The 19,392-nt window shown below is 71.7% G+C and carries 16 protein-coding genes; 6 read left to right on the top strand and 10 right to left on the bottom strand.

The annotated features are described in order from the left end of the window. Positions 1-81: 81 nt before the first annotated feature. On the bottom strand, positions 82-771 hold the full coding sequence (locus tag ASE20_RS20485) for an aspartate/glutamate racemase family protein (protein WP_056896443.1): 690 nt from the start codon (positions 769-771) through the stop codon (positions 82-84). Positions 772-838: 67 nt separating this feature from the next. Between ASE20_RS20485 and typA the strand changes: the two genes are divergently transcribed. Together typA and ASE20_RS20475 are read left to right on the top strand one after the other, a co-directional pair. Further along, positions 839-2,743 (top strand): translational GTPase TypA, encoded by a 1,905-nt coding sequence (typA, locus tag ASE20_RS20480; RefSeq protein WP_056896442.1) that lies wholly within the window; start codon positions 839-841, stop codon positions 2,741-2,743. 71 nt (positions 2,744-2,814) lie between these two features. Continuing rightward, positions 2,815-4,497 carry an alkaline phosphatase D family protein gene (locus tag ASE20_RS20475; RefSeq protein ID WP_056896441.1) on the top strand — a complete coding sequence of 561 codons (1,683 nt, stop codon included), beginning with the start codon at positions 2,815-2,817 and terminating at the stop codon, positions 4,495-4,497. Here ASE20_RS20475 and ASE20_RS20470 read toward each other — a convergent pair. Then, positions 4,494-4,844 carry a DUF2200 domain-containing protein gene (locus ASE20_RS20470; RefSeq protein WP_056896440.1) on the bottom strand — a complete coding sequence of 117 codons (351 nt, stop codon included), beginning with the start codon at positions 4,842-4,844 and terminating at the stop codon, positions 4,494-4,496. The genes ASE20_RS20475 and ASE20_RS20470 overlap by 4 nt on opposite strands. 76 nt (positions 4,845-4,920) lie before the next feature. On the opposite strand from ASE20_RS20470, the gene ASE20_RS20465 reads away from it, so the two are divergent. The 3 genes from ASE20_RS20465 (at position 4,921) to ASE20_RS20455 (ending at position 9,501) form a co-directional block, all read left to right on the top strand. Then, positions 4,921-6,297 (top strand): MFS transporter, encoded by a 1,377-nt coding sequence (locus ASE20_RS20465; protein ID WP_056896439.1) that lies wholly within the window; start codon positions 4,921-4,923, stop codon positions 6,295-6,297. 172 nt (positions 6,298-6,469) lie between these two features. Continuing rightward, positions 6,470-8,422, top strand: coding sequence for a hypothetical protein (locus tag ASE20_RS20460; protein ID WP_056896438.1), 1,953 nt, complete (start codon positions 6,470-6,472; stop codon positions 8,420-8,422). Between the two features lie 65 nt (positions 8,423-8,487). Beyond that, on the top strand, positions 8,488-9,501 hold the full coding sequence (locus tag ASE20_RS20455; protein ID WP_056896437.1) for a TIGR03617 family F420-dependent LLM class oxidoreductase: 1,014 nt from the start codon (positions 8,488-8,490) through the stop codon (positions 9,499-9,501). Here ASE20_RS20455 and ASE20_RS20450 read toward each other — a convergent pair. From ASE20_RS20450 to ASE20_RS20415, 8 genes are read right to left on the bottom strand one after another with little or no spacing between them, the layout of a single operon-like run. Beyond that, positions 9,473-10,273, bottom strand: coding sequence for an enoyl-CoA hydratase-related protein (locus tag ASE20_RS20450; RefSeq protein WP_056896436.1), 801 nt, complete (start codon positions 10,271-10,273; stop codon positions 9,473-9,475). The genes ASE20_RS20455 and ASE20_RS20450 overlap by 29 nt on opposite strands. A 34-nt stretch (positions 10,274-10,307) precedes the next feature. Then, on the bottom strand, positions 10,308-11,714 hold the full coding sequence (locus tag ASE20_RS25705) for an amidase (protein WP_056896435.1): 1,407 nt from the start codon (positions 11,712-11,714) through the stop codon (positions 10,308-10,310). After that, positions 11,714-12,715, bottom strand: coding sequence for an ABC transporter ATP-binding protein (locus ASE20_RS20440; protein WP_056896434.1), 1,002 nt, complete (start codon positions 12,713-12,715; stop codon positions 11,714-11,716). Before ASE20_RS20440 ends, ASE20_RS25705 begins: the two co-directional genes overlap by 1 nt. Further along, positions 12,705-13,727 (bottom strand): ABC transporter ATP-binding protein, encoded by a 1,023-nt coding sequence (locus tag ASE20_RS20435; RefSeq protein WP_225869166.1) that lies wholly within the window; start codon positions 13,725-13,727, stop codon positions 12,705-12,707. The genes ASE20_RS20440 and ASE20_RS20435 overlap by 11 nt, the downstream gene beginning before the upstream one ends. Further along, positions 13,724-14,578 carry an ABC transporter permease gene (locus ASE20_RS20430; RefSeq protein ID WP_200952895.1) on the bottom strand — a complete coding sequence of 285 codons (855 nt, stop codon included), beginning with the start codon at positions 14,576-14,578 and terminating at the stop codon, positions 13,724-13,726. The genes ASE20_RS20435 and ASE20_RS20430 overlap by 4 nt, the downstream gene beginning before the upstream one ends. After that, on the bottom strand, positions 14,565-15,518 hold the full coding sequence (locus tag ASE20_RS20425) for an ABC transporter permease (RefSeq protein WP_082612704.1): 954 nt from the start codon (positions 15,516-15,518) through the stop codon (positions 14,565-14,567). Before ASE20_RS20425 ends, ASE20_RS20430 begins: the two co-directional genes overlap by 14 nt. A 21-nt stretch (positions 15,519-15,539) precedes the next feature. Next, entirely contained in the window at positions 15,540-16,817 is a 1,278-nt protein-coding gene (locus ASE20_RS20420) for an NADH:flavin oxidoreductase (protein WP_056896432.1), read from the bottom strand. Next, positions 16,814-18,409, bottom strand: coding sequence for a class I adenylate-forming enzyme family protein (locus tag ASE20_RS20415; RefSeq protein WP_056896431.1), 1,596 nt, complete (start codon positions 18,407-18,409; stop codon positions 16,814-16,816). Before ASE20_RS20415 ends, ASE20_RS20420 begins: the two co-directional genes overlap by 4 nt. Before the next feature lie 101 nt (positions 18,410-18,510). Here ASE20_RS20415 and ASE20_RS20410 point away from each other — a divergent pair, with 101 nt between their 5' ends. Next, entirely contained in the window at positions 18,511-19,269 is a 759-nt protein-coding gene (locus ASE20_RS20410; RefSeq protein ID WP_056896430.1) for an SDR family NAD(P)-dependent oxidoreductase, read from the top strand. Positions 19,270-19,392 lie beyond the last annotated feature (123 nt).

Below are 19,392 nucleotides of genomic sequence, written 5' to 3'. Positions count from 1 at the left end.
GGCACGGTTCGTGGTGCCACTAGGCACGGTTCGTGGTGCCACTAGGCACGGTTCGTGGTGCCATTTGGCACGGTTCGTGGGTCAGGCGAGGGCGCGGTCGAGCGCCGCCGCCACGTGCAGCGAGGTGCACGGGAAGACGGGGAGCTCGGAGTCGGCCTGGCGCACGAGCAGCTCGAGCTCGGAGCAGCCGAGGATGACGCCGCCGGCGCCGGCGTCCCACAGCTCGCTGATCATCGCGACGACCGAGCGGCGGGAGTCGTCGAGGACCTTCCCGTGGACCAGCTCGTCGTAGATGATCCGGTTGAGCTCGTCGTGGCGGCCGGGCTCGGGCACGAGGACGCCGAGGCCGTGACCGGCGATGCGGTCGGTGAAGAAGGTGCGCGACATGGCGAACTTGGTGCCCAGGAGCGCGACCGTCTCGACGCCCTGCTCCTTGCAGGCCTCGGCGACGACGTCACCGAGGTGCAGCAGCGGGATGTCGACGGCGTCCTGGACCTGCTCGGCGACGCGGTGGAAGGTCGTGGTGCAGAGCATCAGGAAGTCGGCGCCGCCGCGCTCGACGGAGATGGCGGCGTCGCGCAGGATCGTGGCCACGCCGTCCCAGTCCTCGGCCTCCTGGAGGGCCGTGACCTCACCGAAGTCGACCGACGAGGCGATGATCTTGGCCGAGTGGAAGCCACCCAGCCGCTTCTCGACGCCACGGTTGAGGCCCTCGTAGTAGGCCGCACTGCTCTCCCAGGACATGCCGCCGACGAGGCCGATGGTCTGCATGGGCAGAGTCTAGGGCGGGCCTCGCGAATGCGACCGGGAAGGTCCACCCCAAGTAGGCTGAACCCTCGTGTCCCAGACTCGTCGCACCGATCTCCGCAACGTCGCCATCGTGGCCCACGTCGACCACGGCAAGACCACCCTCGTCGACGCCATGCTGCACCAGGCCGGCGCGTTCAGCGCCCACCAGGCCGAGGGTGTCGCCGAGCGCGTCATGGACTCCGGTGACCTGGAGCGCGAGAAGGGCATCACGATCCTCGCGAAGAACACCGCGGTCCACTACCGCGGCCCCTCCGCACAGGAGCTCGCCGACGGCGACATGGTCATCAACATCATCGACACCCCCGGTCACGCCGACTTCGGTGGCGAGGTCGAGCGCGGCCTGTCGATGGTCGACGGCATCGTGCTGCTGGTCGACGCGTCCGAGGGCCCGCTCCCCCAGACCCGCTTCGTGCTGCGCAAGGCGCTGAACGCCGACATGCCGGTGATCCTCGTGGTCAACAAGACCGACCGCAGCGACGCCCGGATCGACGAGGTCGTCGACGAGACCTACGAGCTGTTCATGGACCTGCTCGACGACTCGCACTCGCAGGACGCGCTCGACTTCCCGGTCGTGTTCGCCTCCGGCAAGGCCGGCATCGCGTCGCTGACGAAGCCGGCCAACGGCACCCTCCCCGAGGGCACCGACCTCGAGCCGCTCTTCCGGACGATCCTCGAGACCATCCCCGCCCCCGAGTACGACGACGAGGCGCCGCTGCAGGCCCACGTCACCAACCTCGACGCCTCCCCGTTCCTGGGCCGCCTGGCGCTGCTGCGCATCAAGCAGGGCAACCTGAAGAAGGGCCAGACCGTCGCGTGGATCAACCGCGACGGCGTCGTCAAGAACGTCAAGGTCACCGAGCTCCTCATCACCGAGGGCCTCGAGCGCAAGCCCGGCGAGTCCGCGGGCCCCGGTGACATCGTCGCCGTCGCCGGCATCCCGGACATCACCATCGGCGAGACCCTCGCCGACGCGGAGAACCCGGTCGCGCTGCCGCTCATCCACGTCGACGAGCCGGCCATCTCGATGACCATCGGCACCAACACCTCCCCGCTGGTGGGCAAGGGCGGCAAGGGCCACAAGGTCACCGCCCGCCTGGTGAAGGACCGCCTCGACTCCGAGCTGATCGGCAACGTGTCGCTCCGCGTCCTGCCGACCGAGCGCCCCGACGCCTGGGAGGTCCAGGGCCGCGGCGAGCTCGCGCTGGCGATCCTCGTCGAGCAGATGCGTCGCGAGGGCTACGAGCTCACCGTCGGCAAGCCGCAGGTGGTCACCCGCGAGATCGACGGCAAGCTCCACGAGCCGTTCGAGCGCCTGACCATCGACGCGCCCGAGGAGTTCCTCGGCACGATCACCGAGCTGCTCGCCAACCGCAAGGGCCGCATGGAGGGCATGACGAACCACGGCACCGGCTGGGTGCGGATGGAGTTCGTCGTACCGGCTCGGGGCCTGATCGGCTTCCGCACCGACTTCCTCACCGAGACCCGCGGCACGGGCATCGCGCACTCGATCTCCGAGGGCTACTTCCCGTTCGCCGGCGAGATCCGCTCCCGCCAGTCGGGCTCGCTGGTCGCCGACCGGTCGGGCGCCGCCACGGCGTACGCCATGACGTCGCTGCAGGAGCGCGGCACGATGTTCGTCGACCCCGCGACCGAGGTCTACGAGGGCATGATCGTCGGCGAGAACTCCCGCGCCGACGACATGGACGTCAACATCACCAAGGAGAAGCAGCAGACCAACATCCGGTCCGCCACCTCCGACAACTTCGAGAAGCTCATCCCGCCGCGCAAGCTCTCGCTCGAGCAGTGCCTGGAGTTCTGCCGCGAGGACGAGTGCGTCGAGATCACGCCGGAGACGGTGCGCATCCGCAAGGTCGTCCTCGACCAGAACGAGCGGGCCAAGATGGCCAGCCGGGCGCGCAAGGGCACCCGCTGACCCGACCCGGCGTGTAACGCCGGTCACACCCGCGTCGTTGGGGGGTCAGTCCACACAGGAGGCCCCCCGACGTGTCCGACGCACTCAACCCTGCCCTGTCCCGCCGCGTGCTCGTGGCGGGCGCCCTCGGCGGCGGTGCCGCCCTCGCGCTCGCGTCCTGGCCGGAGGCGGTCGCCGCGTCCGCGCCGTTCGTGCACGGCGTCGCGTCCGGCGACCCGCTGCCCGACGGCGTCGTGCTGTGGACGCGCGTCACGCCGTCCGAGGAGGCCGCGCCGGGCTCCGGCGTGGGACCTGACGTCGCGGTGACGTGGGCCGTGGCGCTCGACGCGGGCTTCAGCAACGTCGTCCGGACCGGTACGACGCTCGCGTCCGCCTCCAGCGACCACACGGTCCACGTCGACGTCACCGGCCTCGCGCCCGGTACGGCGTACTGGTACCGGTTCGAGGCGCTCGGCTCCACGTCGCGGCCCGGGCGCACACGGACGGCCCCGGCGACGAGCTCGACGGCCGCCGTCCGGCTGGGCGTGGTGAGCTGCGCCAACTACGACTGGGGCTACTTCCAGCCCTACAAGCTGCTCGCGGCGCGCACCGACCTCGACGCGGTGCTGCACCTCGGCGACTACGTCTACGAGTACGCCCCCGGCGGCGTGATCGCGGGCTACCCGAAGAACCCGCGCAACGCCGAGCCGCTCCACGAGTGCCTCACGCTCGAGGACTACCGGGTCCGGCACGGCTGCTACAAGCTCGAGCAGAACCTCCAGGACCTGCACGCCGCGCACCCGATGATCGCGGTCTGGGACGACCACGAGATCGCCAACGACACCTGGCAGGGCGGCGCCGAGAACCACGACCCGGCGACCGAGGGCGACTGGGCGACCCGCGCCACTGCCGGCCGCAAGGCCTTCCTCGAGTGGCTGCCGATCCGTCACACCGACCCCGACGACTGGCTGCGGATCAACCGCCGGATCGCGTTCGGGCAGCAGGTCGACCTGTGGATGCTCGACGAGCGACGTTTCCGCACGCAGCCGCCGAAGAGCCTCCTGCTCGGGTACGGCGCCCTCGGCACCGGCCCCAGCGCGGCGGACGCCAGCATGCTCGGCGACGAGCAGGAGCACTGGCTGGTCTCCGGGCTGGCCGCGAGCACCGCGCGGTGGAAGGTGCTGGGCAACCAGGTGCCCTTCTTCCCGCAGACGCTGGGGCCGCAGGTGCCCGGCCAGATCACCGACCTGCTCGGCCCCGACCTGTCGGAGAAGCTCGCCGAGCCGCTGCTGCACCTGTACGTCGAGGACTGGAACGGCTTCCTCGCCCAGCGCCAGCGGATCATCGACGGCTTCGCGGGGATCGACGACGTCGTCGTCCTCACCGGCGACGTGCACCAGAGCTACGCCTGCGAGATCCCGGTCCGGCAGGACAGGTACCTGCTCGACCGCCGCTCGGCCGCCGTCGAGTACGTCACGCCGGGTGTCGCCTCGCCGTCCGTGCAGACGATGGTCAACCAGGTCGCACCCGGCGTCGGCAACCTGCTCGACGTCATCTTGAACACCAACGCCGCGCTCTCGAACCCGTGGATCAAGTACGCCGAGGGCTTCCGGACCGGCTGCATGATCGTGGACTTCTCCTCCACGCGGGTGCAGGCCGACTGGTACCTCGTCGACAAGGGCACCGACCCGAGCAGCCCGATCCGCTGGGTGGCCTCGCGCCAGACGAAGGCGGGTACGGCGCGGGTGGTCGCCGCTGCGCAGAAGCTGACCTAGGGCGTCGGGGAGCGGAGCACCTTCTCCATCGCCTTGCCCTTGGCGAGCTCGTCGACGAGCTTGTCGAGGTAGCGGATCCTCTGCATCAGCGGGTCCTCGACGTCCTCGACGCGGATCCCGCAGACCACACCCGTGATCAGCCCGGCGTCCGGGTTCAGCGCGGCCTGCGCGAAGAAGTCCTCGAAGGTGGTCCCGGCGTCGAGGTGGTGACGCAGCGCTGCCTCGTCGTAGCCGGTGAGCCAGGTGATCACCTCGTCGAGCTCGGCCTGCGTGCGGCCCTTGCGCTCGACCTTGGTGACGTAGTGCGGGTAGACCGACGCGACGCTGGTGGTGAAGATCCGGTGCACGGCACCGAGCCTAGTGACGCGCCTGACCAGTGGGACCGGTGCCCGGCGCGGGCGTCCGGCACGGGACAGTGTGCGGGTGAGGACGCAGACCGAGGACCGCTGGCGGTTCGCCACGCTCGCCGCCGTCACGGTCGTGACGGCGGTGGTCAGCAGCCTCGGCGCGCCGCTCGTGCCCAGCATCGCGGAACGGTACGACGTCCCGCTCGCCACGGCGCAGTGGATCCTCACCGCCACGCTGATCGCCGCGGCCGCGGCCACGCCGGCGTTCGGCCGCTGGGGCAGCGGCCGGCTGCGCCGTCCGGTGATCCTGGGAGCGCTCACAGTGGTGCTCTTCGGCTGCGTGCTCGCAGCGCTACCGCTCGGGATGGGACCGTTGATCGTGGGCCGCGCGTGCCAGGGCATGGGCCTCGCGGTGGCACCGCTCACCCTGGCCGTCGCGCGCGACCTGTGGATCGGCGAGCGCCTGGTGTCGCGGCTCTCGCTGCTGTCGATCGCGACCGTCGCGGGCGCGGGTCTCGGCTACCCGTTCACCGGCCTCGTCGCCGAGCACGCCGGCATCAGCGGCGCCTACGGCATGGGCGCGGTCCTCGTCGCGGGGACCCTCGCCCTGGCGTACCGGTTCCTCCCCCGCACGGCGTACGGCGAGCCGCAGCACGTCGACCTCGCGAGCGTCGTGCTCGTCGCCACGGGCATGGTCAGCACCCTGCTGGCGGTCAGCCAGGGCGAGTCCTGGGGCTGGGCGTCGGTCCGGGTGGTGGCGCTCACATCTGCGGGACTGCTGCTGCTCACCGGCTGGGTGGCACGCACCCTCCAGGTCACCCGCCGCGGTGGGCAGCCGCTCGTCGACCTCCGGCTCGCGGGGCGTCGGGGCGTGCTCGGCCCCAACGCCGTGGCGTTCGCGCTCGCCATCGGCATGTACGGCCTGCTGACCGTCGTCGTGCTGCTCGTGCGGGCCGATGGCAGCGCCGGCTGGGGCCTGGGCCGCGGGGCGGCAGCGGCCGGCCTGGTGCTGGTCCCCTACGCCGTGCTCAGCGTCACCGGCAGCCGCGTGGCGCTGCGCGTCGCCCGCCGCTTCGGCCCGCACCTGCTGCTGCCCATCGGCTCGACCGTGTTCGCGTCGTCGATGGTGCTGCTCGCCGTACGCCACGACACCCTCGTCCAGGCGCTCGTCGCCATGGCGGTCGGCGGCCTGGGCAGCGGCTTCACGTTCTCCTCGCTGCCCTCACTGATCGTGCCGCACGTCCCGCCCGAGGAGACGGGCAGCGCGATGGCGTTCAACCAGCTGCTGCGCTACCTCGGCTTCTCGGTCGGCTCGGCCGTCACCGTCGCCCTCCTGCAGCTGTACGGCGGCCACGAGGCCGCGTTCCGGTCGACGACCCTGACCATGGCCGGCATCTGCCTCCTGGCGGGTTGCGCGGTGGCCGTCGGCGGACGGTCACGACCGGCTGCCTGACGAAGCGCGACCAGCGGATGTGTTGCCGCAGGTGACCCGCACGGGTCATTGCCGCGGGGTCCGCGCAGGCGTCTGATGGGAGCAGGACCCAGGGGGACAGGTTCGGGACGTCGGGGAAGCAGGGCCCTGCCGCCGTGCGCTCTTCCGCGCACCGTCACCCAGGGGGAAATCAGTGATCTCACGTCCACGCCTTCGCGGGCGCCGCCGCCTGATGGCGACGCTGTCCTGCCTCACGCTCGCTCTCGGGGCTGCGCTGGTGCAGCCCCTCGTCGCGAGTGCCAGTCCCACGAATCCCTACGTCATCGACGGCAGCGTCATCCCGGACACGGCTGCCGCGGACGGCGAGCTCACCGACCTGTTCGGTGCGGTCAAGGAGCTCGGCCCCAAGAACGCCAGCAACACCAAGATCGGCGTCATCAACAAGGCCGCCGCCCCGATGCTCGACTACACCAACCCCAACGCCCAGGTCGACCTCCGCAAGGCATGGCTGGACCTGCAGCGCGACTCCGAGAACAACGACTGGGTCTACTTCGCCTGGGAGCGGGACAGCAACAGCGGCAGCGGCTTCATCGCGTTCGAGTTCATGAAGAACGGGGCGCCGGCGCTGTGCAACTACGGCGGTACCGACGCGGCGCTCATCGCCGGCTGCAACCCGTGGAAGAACCGGCAGGCCGGGGACTTCCTCATCCTGTGGGACCAGAACGGCAGCAGCACCCAGCTCTACAAGCGGATCTGGTCGGGCACGGCACCGAATCTCACCCTCGGGGCGCCCGTGGCGATCGTCAACGGCGTCGCCGCCTTCAGCGCTGACAAGTTCAAGGGCGAGGCAGCGGTCAACCTGACCGCCGAGAAGCTGAGCGACCCGGGCAAGTGCGTTGCGTTCGCCAACGTCATCCCGAGCACCGTCACCGGCAACTCGGACACCGCGGACTACAAGGACACGATCCTCGACTCGCTGCCCCCGATCAGCAACTGTCACGGGACGGTCGTCACGACGCCCAAGGACGGCGACGGCGGCACGATCGGCGGCGGTGGGCTCTCGGTCGGCACGAGCGGCTCGGTGAAGGTGCGCGACAGCGCCGTCGTCGACGTCGTCGGGGGCAGCGCGCCACCGACGGGGTCCGTCACCTTCTCGCTCTGCAAGGTCGGCGACGTGCCGGACGTGTGCGACGCGGGCGAAGGAACCTTGATCGGGGCGACCCCACTGAGCCAGCCCGTCGACCCCGACAACACCAGCTATCCGGTCACCGTGCTCTCGCCGCCGGCGTGGGTGACGTCCGCCGGCCGCTACTGCTGGCACAGCTCCTGGTCGGGTGACGCGAACAACCAGATCCCGGAGGCCACCGAGACGCCGGAGGCGGCCGCCAACGAGTGCTTCACCGTCAACCCGGTCACCCCGACCCTGACCACCAACGCCAGCGCCGGGGGCGTCCTCAACGACGCCACGGTGACCGACACGGCACACCTGGGCGGGACGGCACCGCAGCCGACGGAAGCGATCATCCACACGTCGGCTCCGGCGGCGGGCACCTCGGCCGGCGGATCCATCACCTTCACGCTGTACGGGCCGGGCGACTGCTCGACGATCGCCTACAGCGCGACCGTGAACGTGAGCGGGGACGGGGACTACTCACCGCCGTCGTTCAAGCCGACGCTGATCGGCACCTACCACTGGAAGGCCGTCTACTCGGGCAACCTGCCCAACACGACCGGGCGGACCCACAACGCCGACTGCACGGTGCCGGCCGAGGACGTGACGATCACAGCGGTCGACTCGTCGATGACGACCGCGCAGTCGTGGATCCCGAACGACTCGGCGACCGTCTCCGCCCCGGCCGGCGGCAACCTGGCCGGGAGCGTGACGTTCACGCTCTACGCCACCGCCAACTGCTCGGGCCCGGCAGTCGCCGGCTACAGCGCGACCCGGCCGGTGGCGGGTGCGTCCCCGCAGACGGTGGGCACGTCGTTCACCACGGCGATCACCACGACGGGTACGACGGCGTACTCGTGGAAGGTCACCTGGGCCAGCACCAACCCCGCCCAGCGCGGCATCGCGAACAGCTGTCGCGAGACGTCGAGCGTCACCGTGACGAACGGAGGCACCGCCACCAGCACGACGCCGTGACCTGATCGACCCTGATCGATCCTGATCGGCCACACGAGCACGGGTTCATCCGCTTGGATGGGCCCGTGCTCGTCGATCTCCAGCTGGACGCCCGTCCCGACCAGGCCCTGACCCGCGCGCGGGAGCTGTCCGAGGCCGGTGCGGCGGGGCTGTTCACCTTCGAGGGGCCGCACGACGTCTTCCTGCCGCTGGCCGCCGTCGCGGGCCAGGTCGACGCCGACCTGATGACCAACGTGGCGATCGCGATGCCGCGCTCGCCGATGCACCTCGCGCACACCGCCTGGGACCTGCAGCTGATGACCGGGGGCCGGTTCCGGCTCGGCCTGGGCTCGCAGATCCGCCCGCACGTGGAGAAGAGGTACGGCGCCCGCTGGTCGCCGCCCGCCGCGCGGATGCGGGAGATCGTGTCCGCGGTACGCGCGATCCTGACGTCGTGGCAGCACGGCACCCGGCTCGACTTCCGGGGCGAGCACACCACCCACACGCTGATGCCGCCGACCTTCGTCCCCGGCCCCAACCCGTACGGCCCGCCGCCGATCCTGCTCGGTGCGCTCGGGCCGCTGATGACCCGCACGGCGGCCGAGGTCGCCGACGGCCTGCTGGTGATGCCCTTCCACAGCCACCGCCACTTCCGCGAGCGCACGCTGCCCGCCGTGGCCGAGGGGCTGTCAGCGGCCGGACGGTCCGTCGCGGACTTCGACGTCTTCCCACAGGCGATCCTCGCGATGGGGCGCACCGACGAGGAGCTGACCACCGCGCGCAACGGCGTACGGGCGCTGCTGGCGTTCTACGGCTCGACGCCGTCGTACCGCCCGGTGCTGGACGTCGAGGGCTGGGGCGAGCTGCAACCGGAGCTGAACCGGCTCTCCAAGACCGGGGACGTCGCCGCGATGATTGGCCTGGTCGACGACACCATGCTGGCGACGCTCGCCGTCACCGGAACCCCCGAGGAGTGCGCGGCCGAGATCCGGCGCCGCTTCGGCGACGTACCGGGGGTGGCGGACCGGGTGTGCTGCTACTTCCCCGGCCACGACCCGGCGGCCGACCAGGTCAGCGACCTGGTCGCCGCGTTGCGCTGAAGGACGGCTTCTCGCGAGCCAGGAACGCCCGCACGCCCTCGGCGAAGTCCGGTCCGGTGTAGACCGCGCGGAGCAGCTCCTCCTCGCCGTCGATCGACGCCTCCGCGGGCTGCGCCCGGGCAAGCAGCTGGTGCTTGGTGGTCTCGATCGTGACCCGCGACGCCTGGACGATGCCCTCGGCCAGCGCGGTGATCTCGGCGTCCAGCGCCTCCGCGTCTGGTACGACGGAGGTGAGCGCTCCCACGCCGTGGGCGCGGTCGGCCGTGACCAGCCGCGAGGCCAGCAGCATCTCGCGGGTCAGGGACTCCCCGAAGATCGCCTGGCAGCGGTAGAGGACCGTGCCGGACAGCGCGTTGCCGAGGGTGCGCGCGATCGGGTAGCCGAAGCGGGAGGCGTCCGTCGCGACGCGGAGGTCGCAGTGGGTGGCGACGGCCAGACCACCGCCGACGCACACGCCGTCGACCGCGGCGATCGTGACCTGGGGCAGCGCCCACAGCAGGTCGAACATCTCGCGGATCCAGTTCTCGTACTCGACCGCGTCGGCCTCGAGGAAGTCGCTGATCTCGTTGCCCGCGGCGAACGCCTTGCCTCCTGCGCCGCGCAGCACGACGACCCGCACGGACTCGTCCTCGGCGGTCTGCTGCCAGAGCTGGCGCAGCTCGCCGTACATCGCCTTGGTGAAGGCGTTGCGTCGCTCCGGCCGGTTGAAGGTCACCTCGAGGACCCCGGGGGCGAGGCGGTCGCGGTCGATGATCAGGTCGTCAGCGGTCACGGCCCGAGGGTACGGCGCCGCGGGGCTCCCCTTGTCAGCGGTAGGCGGGCGCGAGAAGGTCCCACGGACGGGCCTCCTCCAGCTGCGCTGCGAGCGCCAACAACCTGCCCTCCGTGCCGAGGTCGCCGACGAAGTGCGCGCCCATCGGCAGCCCCGCCGCATCGACGCCCGCGGGCACCGACATCGCGGGCATGCCGGTCGCGTTCGCGACGGCCGTGAAGGACGAGTAGTCGCCGCCGCGCTGCCACATCGCCGCCGGGTCGCTCGTGTCGAGGAAGCCGAGCTCGGGGACCGGCAGCGGGAGGGTCGGGGTGAGCAGGAGGTCGAGCTCGCCGAACATCCGTCCGAGCTGCCAGCCGGCCTGCTGGACCGCAGCCAGTGCGTCGTACACCTGGACGGGGGTCATCGTGGCGGCGTAGTGGTCGTGGATCATCCGCGTGAACGGCTCGAGGTCGTCGTCGCGCAGCTCGCGGCCGAGAGCCTCCAGCCGGTGCTGGACGTCGGCGAGGAGCGAGACACCCATCAGGGTCGCGAACCCGCTCATGGCCAGGTCGGCGTCGTAGGCCAGCTCGGTCTCCACGACCTCGTGCCCGAGCTGCTCGCAGAGCGCGGCCACGTCGCGCACGGCGGTGACGACGTCGGGCGAGACCTCGCCGCCGTCGGCACGCCTCGTGGCGAGGCCGATCCGCAGCCGGAGCGGGGCGGTCGCGGCCTGCTCGACGAACGGGGACGACGGTGTGGGCGCCGCGAAGGCGTCGCCGCGCAACGGTGCGGAGGAGAGGTCGAGCAGTAGCGCCGAGTCCCGGACCGAGCGGGTCAGCACGTGGTTGGCGGAGAGCGGGGCGGCCAGGGAGCCGGGCACCGGGTACGTCGGGACGCGGCCCCGGCTGGGCTTGAGACCGAACAGGCCGCACGCAGAGGCGGGGATGCGGATCGAACCGCCGCCGTCGTTGCCGTGGGCGACCGGGACCATCCCGGCCGAGACGGCGGCCGCGGCCCCGCCGGACGAGCCGCCCGGCGAGTGGGTCGGCGCCCACGGGTTGCGGGTCGGGCCGTGGAGGAGCGGCTCCGTGCTGGCGTTCTTGCCGAGCTCGGGGCTGTTGGTCGTGCCGAGGACGACCATGCCGGCGCGGCGGTAGCGCGCGACCAGCTCGCTGTCGGCGGTCTGCACGTCACCCGCCCAGAGCCGGCTGCCGCGCGTCAGGGGCAGCCCGGCGACCTGCATGCCGAGGTCCTTCACCAGCGTGGGAACGCCCTGGAGCGGTCCGGCGGGCAGGCCGGCGTCGACCTCGGCGAGGGCCTGCTCGAAGCGCTCGGCGACGACCGCGTTGAGGGTGTCGTTCTCCTTCTCGATGCGGGCGACGGCGTCCTCGACCACCTCACGGGCCGACACCTCCCCTGCGCGGATGGCGGCGGCGGTGGCGATCGCGTCGTCGTACATCAGACCTCTTCCGTGGACTCGTCGACGTGGTGGCAGGCGACGTACTGCGCGGGACGGACCTCGCGCAGCACGGGCTCCTCGCTCGCGCACCGGTCGGTGGCGAGCGGGCAGCGGGTGCGGAACCGGCAGCCGGACGGCGGGTCCAGCGGCGAGGGCAGCTCGACGGCCCGGGCCGGAGCCCCGGTCGCCGCGGGCAGCTCGTCGGACGCCTCCGGGACCGAGGCGAGCAGCAGGCGGGTGTAGGGGTGCAGGGCGCCCTCCAGCGACGCGGACGGCAGCACCTCGCAGGTCTTGCCGAGGTACATCACCAGCACGCGGTCGCTGATGTTCTTCACGACCGCGACGTCGTGGGCGATGAAGATCATCGCCAGGCGCAGCCGTTCGCGGGCCTGCTCGAGCAGGTTGAGGATCTGGGCCTGGACGGAGACGTCGAGGCTGGAGACCGGCTCATCGCAGATGAGCACGTCGGGGTCGAGCGCGATCGAGCGCGCGATGCAGACCCGCTGGCACTGGCCGCCGGAGAGCTCGTGCGGCCGCTTGTCGCGGACCGTCTCGGGGTCGAGGCCCACCGACGAGAGCAGCTCGTCGACGAACGAGTCGCGGTCCCGGTCGCCCCAGCCCCAGATCTCGAGGCCCTCGACGACGAGGTCCTTCACCCGACGGCGCGGGTTGAGCGCTGACACCGGGTCCTGCAGCACGAGCTGCATCCGGGCCCGTTTGCGGCGCATGTCCCGCGCCTTGATGCCGGTCAGCTCGACCGTGCCGAGGCGGACCTCGCCGGACGTCGGCGGCGGCAGCTGCATCACGGCCCGGCCCGCGCTGGACTTGCCGCAGCCGGACTCGCCGAGGATGCCGAGGGTCTCCCCCGGCAGCAGGTCGAGGCTCAGCCCGGAGACCGCGTGCACCGTCCCGCCGGTGACGGGGAACTGCACGACGAGGTCGTCGACGACGAGCGCACGCTCCTGGTCAGGGCGCAGGTGCGCGGTGCCGCTACCGGCCATCACCGGCTCCTTCCAGGATCGACCGCGACAGCGGGTGGTGGCAGGCGACCGCTCGCCCACCGGGTACGACGGCCGCCTCCGGCTGGGCCTCGCGGCACTGGTCGGTCACGAAGGCGCAGCGCGGTCCGAACCGGCAGCCTGCGGGCGGTCGCGCCATGTCGGGCGGGTTGCCCTCGATGGTCCGCAGCAGCGTGTGCGGCGGGTTGTCCAGCCGCGGGATCGAGGCCAGCAGGGCGTCGGTGTACGGGTGCGCGGGGACGTCGAACACAGGGCGGGTCGGGCCGGACTCGACCGTGCGGCCGGCGTACATCACCTGCACCCGGTCGGTGCGTCCGGCCACCGCACCGAGGTCGTGGCTGACCAGCACCATCGCCATCGTGCGCTCCGCGACGAGGGAGGCGAGCAGGTCGAGGATCTGCTTCTGCACCGTGACGTCGAGGGCCGTGGTCGGCTCGTCGGCGATCAGCAGCCGCGGGTCGCAGGCCAGCGCGATCGCGATGACCACGCGCTGGCGCATGCCGCCGGACAGCTCGTGCGGGTACTGCCCCATCCGCCGCGCCGGCTCGGGGATCCCGACCTGGCGGAGCAGGTCGACCGCGCGCTCGGTCGCCTCGGTCCGCGAGCAGCCGAGGTGGCGGCGCAGGGTCTCGGTGAGGTGGGTGCCGACGCGCTTGACCGGGTTCAGCGAGGTCATCGGGTCCTGGAAGACCATCGCGACCTCGGGACCCCACAGCCGGCGGCGCTCCGCGGGCTTGAGAGCGTGAACATCGCGGCCACCGATCCGGACCCGCCCGGTCACCGTGGTCCGCGGTCCCGAGGCGACCAGGCCCATGACCGTGCGACCCAGGACCGACTTGCCGGAGCCGGACTCCCCCACCAGGCCGAGGGTCTCGCCCGCCGCGAGGCTGAACGAGACGCCGTCGACGGCGTGCACGTCGCCGCGCGGCGTGTGGAAGACGGTGCGGAGGTCCTCGACCTCCAGCACGTGGGGAGCGTTCACATCGGTGGTCACAGCTTCGCGCTCCTCGGGTCCCAGCGCTGCTGCGCCTTCTCCCCCAGCAGGTTGAAGGAGAACACGGTCAGGAACAGGCAGATGCCCGGCACGACCACGATGTACGGGTGCTGCTCCATGACGCCGCCCTGGCCCTCGGCGATCATGTTCCCCCAGGTCGGCCGGGGCTGCTCGATGCCGATGCCGAGGAAGGACAGCGACGCCTCGGCCACGACCAGCACCGAGATCATCACGACGGCCAGCGACAGCACGGGGAGCACCACGTTCGGCAGCACCTCGCGCAGCATCAGCCGCAGCCGTCCGGCGCCGAGCGCGCGTGCGGCGAGCACGTACTCCCGCTGCGCGACCGTGATCGTGTTGGCCCGTGCCAGGCGGACCATGCTCGGGATCGTCAGCAGGGACAGGGCGAACGCGATGCTGCGCACGCTCGGGTCGAGCACGGTGCCGAGCGCGATCAGCAGGATCAGCGGCGGTACGGCGAGCAGGGCGTTGCTCAGGATGCCGACCACCCGGTCGGTGGTGCCGCGCACGAAGCCGGACACCAGGCCGACCAACCCGCCCACGCAGGTACCGATCAGCACGGCGAGCAACGCGACGAGCAGGGAGGTGCGGGCGCCGTACACGACCCGGGCGAGGACGTCGAGGCCGTAGTTGTTGGTGCCGAGCGGGTACGCACCACCGAGTCCCTCGGGCGAGGCGAAGATGGGCGCGGTCAGGCCCTTCACCGAGTCGTCGGCGTTGCCGAGCGGCAGCAGCGGTGCGAGGACCGCGGCACCGAGCACGACGGTCAGCCAGGCCATGCCCAGCCAGAAGACGACGTCGACGCGACGGCGGCGGCTAGGCGTGCGCACGGCGGGTCCTCGGGTCGAGCAGTCCGTAGGTGCGGTCGATCAGGGCGTTGCTGCCGACGTACACGCCGGCGATGACGAGCACCGCCCCCTGCACGACCGGGTAGTTGCCCTGGTTGGCGGCGTCGATGACGAGCTTGCCCATGCCGGGCAGCGCGAAGAGGTACTCCACGATCACGGTGCTCCCGACGAGGCGGCCGATGCTCAGTCCGAGCACGGTGACGAGCGAGAAGGACGAGGGCCGCAGCGCGTCGCTGACCATGATCCGCAGGGGCGACATGCCCCGCGCGCGGGCGGCGAGGATGAAGTCCTCGTGCAACGTGGTGACCAGGTCGTTGCGCAGGATGCGCGTGAACATCGCGGCCTCCATCAGCGCGATCGTCAGCGCCGGCAGGAAGGCGTGCGAGAGGTTGCCGGTGAGGCTCTCGCCGGGCCGGACCCACTCGTTGCGCGGGAACCAGCCGAGCGTGTTCACCAGCACCGCGATCAGCACGATGCCGATGAGGAAGGACGGCATCGAGAGCAGGCCGAAGGTGATCGCGCTGATCGCGCGGTCGGCGCGGCCGCCCTGGTGGTACGCCGACCACATCGCCAGGGGCAGCGCGATCACGAGCGCCATGACGAGGCCCACGACGGCCAGCTCGAGGCTCACCGGGAAGGCGCGGGCGATCCGGTCGAGGACGTCGGTCTGCGGCGGGACCAGGGAGGTGCCGAGGTCGCCGTGCAGGACGCCGCCGAGCCAGTCGCCGTACCGGGTGAGGAGCGGGTCGTCGAGGCCGAGCTGCGCGCGCAGGGCGTCGTACTCCTGCGGGGTGCGGCCCTCGCCGAGGACGGCGATCGCGGGGTCGCCGGGTACCAGCGACAGCAGCAGGAAGACCCCGATGCTGACCAGGAACAGGACGGCGACCAGCTCCAGGAGCGGAAGGAGGAATCGGCGGGCCACGGAAGGAATCTCCCAGTCCGGTCAGTCGGCGCGGTGTGACGAGTCCCACTCACCGGAAGGGCCGTCGGCAGGTGCCGCGTAGCCCTCCGGCCTGCCCCAGCTGGCGCTGCGGGTGGTACGACGGTCGACCAGCACGCAGCGCGTGCCGGTGTAGTTGGTCGGCATGCACTTGTTGCAGTGGATGCAGAGCGAGCGACGGGTCTCGTCGGCCTGCATCCGGTTGACCAGGTCGGGCTCGCGCAGCAGGGCGCGAGCCATCGCGACGAAGCCGAATCCCTCGGCCATGGCGGTGTCCATCACCGCACGGCTGGTGACGCCACCGAGCAGGACCATCGGCAGGTCCACGGCCGCGCGGACCTGCTTGGCGTCCTCGAGCAGGAAGCCGTCGGTGTACGGGTAGCTCTTGAGCAGCCGGTGGCCGACCAGCCTCACCCCGGCCTTGATCGGCTGCGGCATCACGCCTGCGAACTCCTCCAGCGGCACGTCGCCCTTGAACAGGTACATCGGGTTCAGCAGCGAGCTGCCGGCCGTCATCTCGAGCGCGTCGAGGGTGCCGTCGGCCTCCAGCCACTGGGCGACCGGGATCGCCTCGTCGAGCCAGAAGCCGCCCGGCGCACCGTCGTCCATGTTCATCTTGGCGACGATCGCGATCCGGTCGCCGACGGCCTCACGGACGGCCTGCATGATCTCCCGCGCGAGGCGGGCACGGTTGCGGAGCCCGCCGCCGTACTCGTCGTCGCGGTGGTTGAGCTTCGGGCTCAGGAAGGCGCTCGCCAGGTAGTTGTGGCCGAGATGCACCTCGACGGCGTCGAAGCCCGCCTCCACCGCCCTGCCGGCTGCGTGTCCGTGGGCGGCCACGATGCGCCGGAGGTCGGCGGTGGTGGCCTCCTGCGACTTGTTCATCGCGATCACGTTGACCCTGCTCGACGGCGCGAGGGCCGGCGACCTGTTGCCACGCGCCTCGGCGACGGGGCCGCCGTGCCCGATCTGGGCGGACGCCGCCGCTCCCTCGGCGTGGACCGCGTCGGTGAGCGCTCTCAGGCCGGGCATCGCCTCGTCGGTCCAGAGGACCTGGTGCCGGTCGGTGCGACCGTCCTCGTCGACAGCGAGGTAGGCGACCGTGGTCATCCCGACGCCGCCCCTGGCGTAGGCGACGTGGAAGTCGATCAGGTCCTGGGTGACCCGGCCGCGGTGGCTGAGACCCTCGTAGGTCGCGGCCTTGATCGTCCGGTTGCGGAGGGTGACCGGTCCGAGCCTCCCCGGGGAGAAGACGTCGGGCGGTGTGCTGTTCGCGCTCACAACGACACCGCCGGGCGGACGACCTTGCCGGTGGCGTTGCGCGGCAGCGGTTCGGCGGCGACCCGCCAGTGCGTGGGGACCTTGTAGTGCGCGAGCCCGCCGGCGGCGTACTCCTGGAGCTGCGCGATAAGAGCGCTGACATCGATGCCGGCCTCGGTCGGCACGACGACCGCACCGACCTCCTGGCCCAGGTCGTCGTGGGGTACGCCGAGCACGACGCACTCGCGCACGGCCGGGTGCTCGACGAGCAGGCCCTCGACCTCGGCCGGGTAGACGTTCTCGCCCCCGCGGATGATCAGGTCCGAGCGGCGCGCGGCCAGCCGGATCCGGCCCTTCTCGTCGAAGGTGCCGATGTCGCCGGTGTGGAGCCAGCGCTCGGCGTCGATCGCGGCCGCCGTCGCCTCGGGGTTCTCCCAGTAGCCGAGCATGTTGTAGGCGCTGCGGACGCAGATCTCGCCCTCCTCGCCCGGCGGCAGCACGTTGCCGAGCGGGTCGCGGACCTCCATCTCGACGCCGATGATCGGCGTGCCCAGGGTGCCCGGCGACTCGGCCAGGTCGAGCGGCGTGGCCAGCGCGACCGCGGTGCACGACTCGGTGAGGCCGTAGCTGTCGACGAGCGCGCCCGCGAACGGCAGGTGGCTGCGCAGCCGGTCCTTGAACGCGGTGCTGGAGGGCGCCGAGGCCAGCGAGAACGCGTACAGCGACGAGGTGTCGTAGTCGCCCACCCGGTCGAACTCGAGCAGCCGGTTGGCCATCGTCGGCACCGCACCCCAGTGCGTGACGCGGGCGTCCTGCACCAGCTGCAGCACCTTCGCGGGGTCGAAGGCACCCAGGTGCAGGGCGACCGTGCTGCCGTTGGCCAGGCGCGGGACGGCGAGGTTGTGGAGGCTTCCCACGTGGAAGAGCGGCATCGCCAGCAGGTAGGTCTTGTCCTGCGGCGCCACCGGGTCGCCGTACTGGGCGGCCAGGGCGTCCATGCTCCGGTGGAAGCCGATGACGGAGCAGAGGTTGCGGTGCGTGTGCACGGCGCCCTTGGGGCGGCCCGACGTACCGGACGTGAAGAGGATGACCGCGGGGTCGTCCTGCGCGACGTCAGCCCGCGGGAGCTCGGCGTCCGGGTGCTGGGTGGCGAGGCGCTCGTGGTCGGCCTCGATGGCGATCACGTCGTGAGCGCTCTCGGGCAGCTGCGCACGACGGCGCTCGTCGGCGACGACCAGCACCGGCCGGGTCAGCTCGAGCGCGTGCTGCAGCTCGCGTGGCGACCACCAGGCGTTGCAACCGACCGCGATGGCACCGATCGACACGGTCGCCCAGAAGGTCTCGATCCAGGCCTGCGAGTTCGCGGCCGTGATCGCGACCCGGTCGCCCTGCTGCACGCCGTACGTCGTGCGGAGGGCGTGCGCGAGCGAGGACACCCGGCGCGCGTGCTCGGCGAAGGTGAGCCGCCCGTCGAGGGTGACGAGGTAGCTCCGGTCGCCGTGCGCGACCGACGCGGCCAGCACCTCGTGCAGCGCCTCGAAGCGCTCCGCGAACACCTGCACGGGCGCCCCGAGGACGTCCTCCACCACCAGCTCAGTCACCGTCGTGCTCATGGCCGGGAGTATTCGACGGCTGCGCGTCGTGGGGCCGGGACGGCTCCCGGTGACCGGGACCGCCGGGAGGGGCAGGTCGTCGTACCGGACACAGTGCGGGGATGAACGCACTGCAGGGCAAGGTCGCCATCGTCACCGGAGCGGGTCAGGGAGTCGGCCAGGGCATCGCCCTGGCCCTCGCCACCGAAGGGGTGTCCGTCGCCGTCGTCGGGCGGACCGCGGCCAAGCTGGAGTCCACGTGCGCACTGCTCCGCGAGCGCGGCGTGCGTGCGACGGCGTACGAGCTGGACCTGCTCGACACCGACGCCATCGCGCCGCTGGTCGACCGGATCGCCGCCGACTTCGGGCGCCTCGACGTGATCGTGAACAACGCCTACGACGGCGTCATGATGCCGCTGCTCGACATGAGCCTGAAGAACTTCACCAAGGGCTTCGTCACCGGCCCCTTCGCCGCCTTCGCCTTCATGCAGGCCGCCCACCCGCACCTCGTCGCGGCCGGAGGCGGCTCGATCGTCAACCTCGTGACGTCGGCGATGGTCCGCTGGGACCCCACGAACTACGGCGCCTACGCCGCCGCCAAGACCGCGCTCCGGTCCCTGACCCGCACCGCCGCCGTCGAGTGGGCACCCGCCGGCATCCGCGTGAACTCCATCGCCCCGCACGCCCTCTCCCCCGGCCTGAAGTGGTGGACCGAGACCCACCCCGACGAGGCCGCCGAGTTCGTCGCCGCCATCCCGATGAAGCGCATCGGCGACCCCGAGGCCGACATCGGCCGCGCCGTCGTCGCCCTCGTCGGCCCCGACCTGGCCTACCTCACCGGCGCCACCATCCCCCTCGACGGCGGTCAGGCCCACTTCTGAGCCGACGGGAGTTTCACCGGCCGGCCGGTGAAACTCCCGGGCTGGGACGACGAAACTCATGCTTGGACGACGAAGTTTCGGCTCTTCTGCTGCATGTGTGGGTGGGATGAGCGGGTCCTGACG

Source organism: Nocardioides sp. Root240, assembly GCF_001428825.1.
Classification (GTDB): Bacteria; Actinomycetota; Actinomycetes; order Propionibacteriales; family Nocardioidaceae; genus Nocardioides.
Note: the sequence above shows the minus strand (reverse complement) of the source record. Positions and strands in the feature narration are given on the sequence as shown.

Coding starts and splice junctions, on each gene's coding strand:
- ASE20_RS20485 (WP_056896443.1), bottom strand. CDS start 771: ATGCAGACCATCGGCCTCGTCGGCGGCATGTCCTGGGAGAGCAGTGCG.
- ASE20_RS25705 (WP_056896435.1), bottom strand. CDS start 11,714: ATGTACGACGACGCGATCGCCACCGCCGCCGCCATCCGCGCAGGGGAG.
- ASE20_RS20440 (WP_056896434.1), bottom strand. CDS start 12,715: ATGGCCGGTAGCGGCACCGCGCACCTGCGCCCTGACCAGGAGCGTGCG.
- ASE20_RS20415 (WP_056896431.1), bottom strand. CDS start 18,409: ATGAGCACGACGGTGACTGAGCTGGTGGTGGAGGACGTCCTCGGGGCG.
- ASE20_RS20410 (WP_056896430.1), top strand. CDS start 18,511: ATGAACGCACTGCAGGGCAAGGTCGCCATCGTCACCGGAGCGGGTCAG.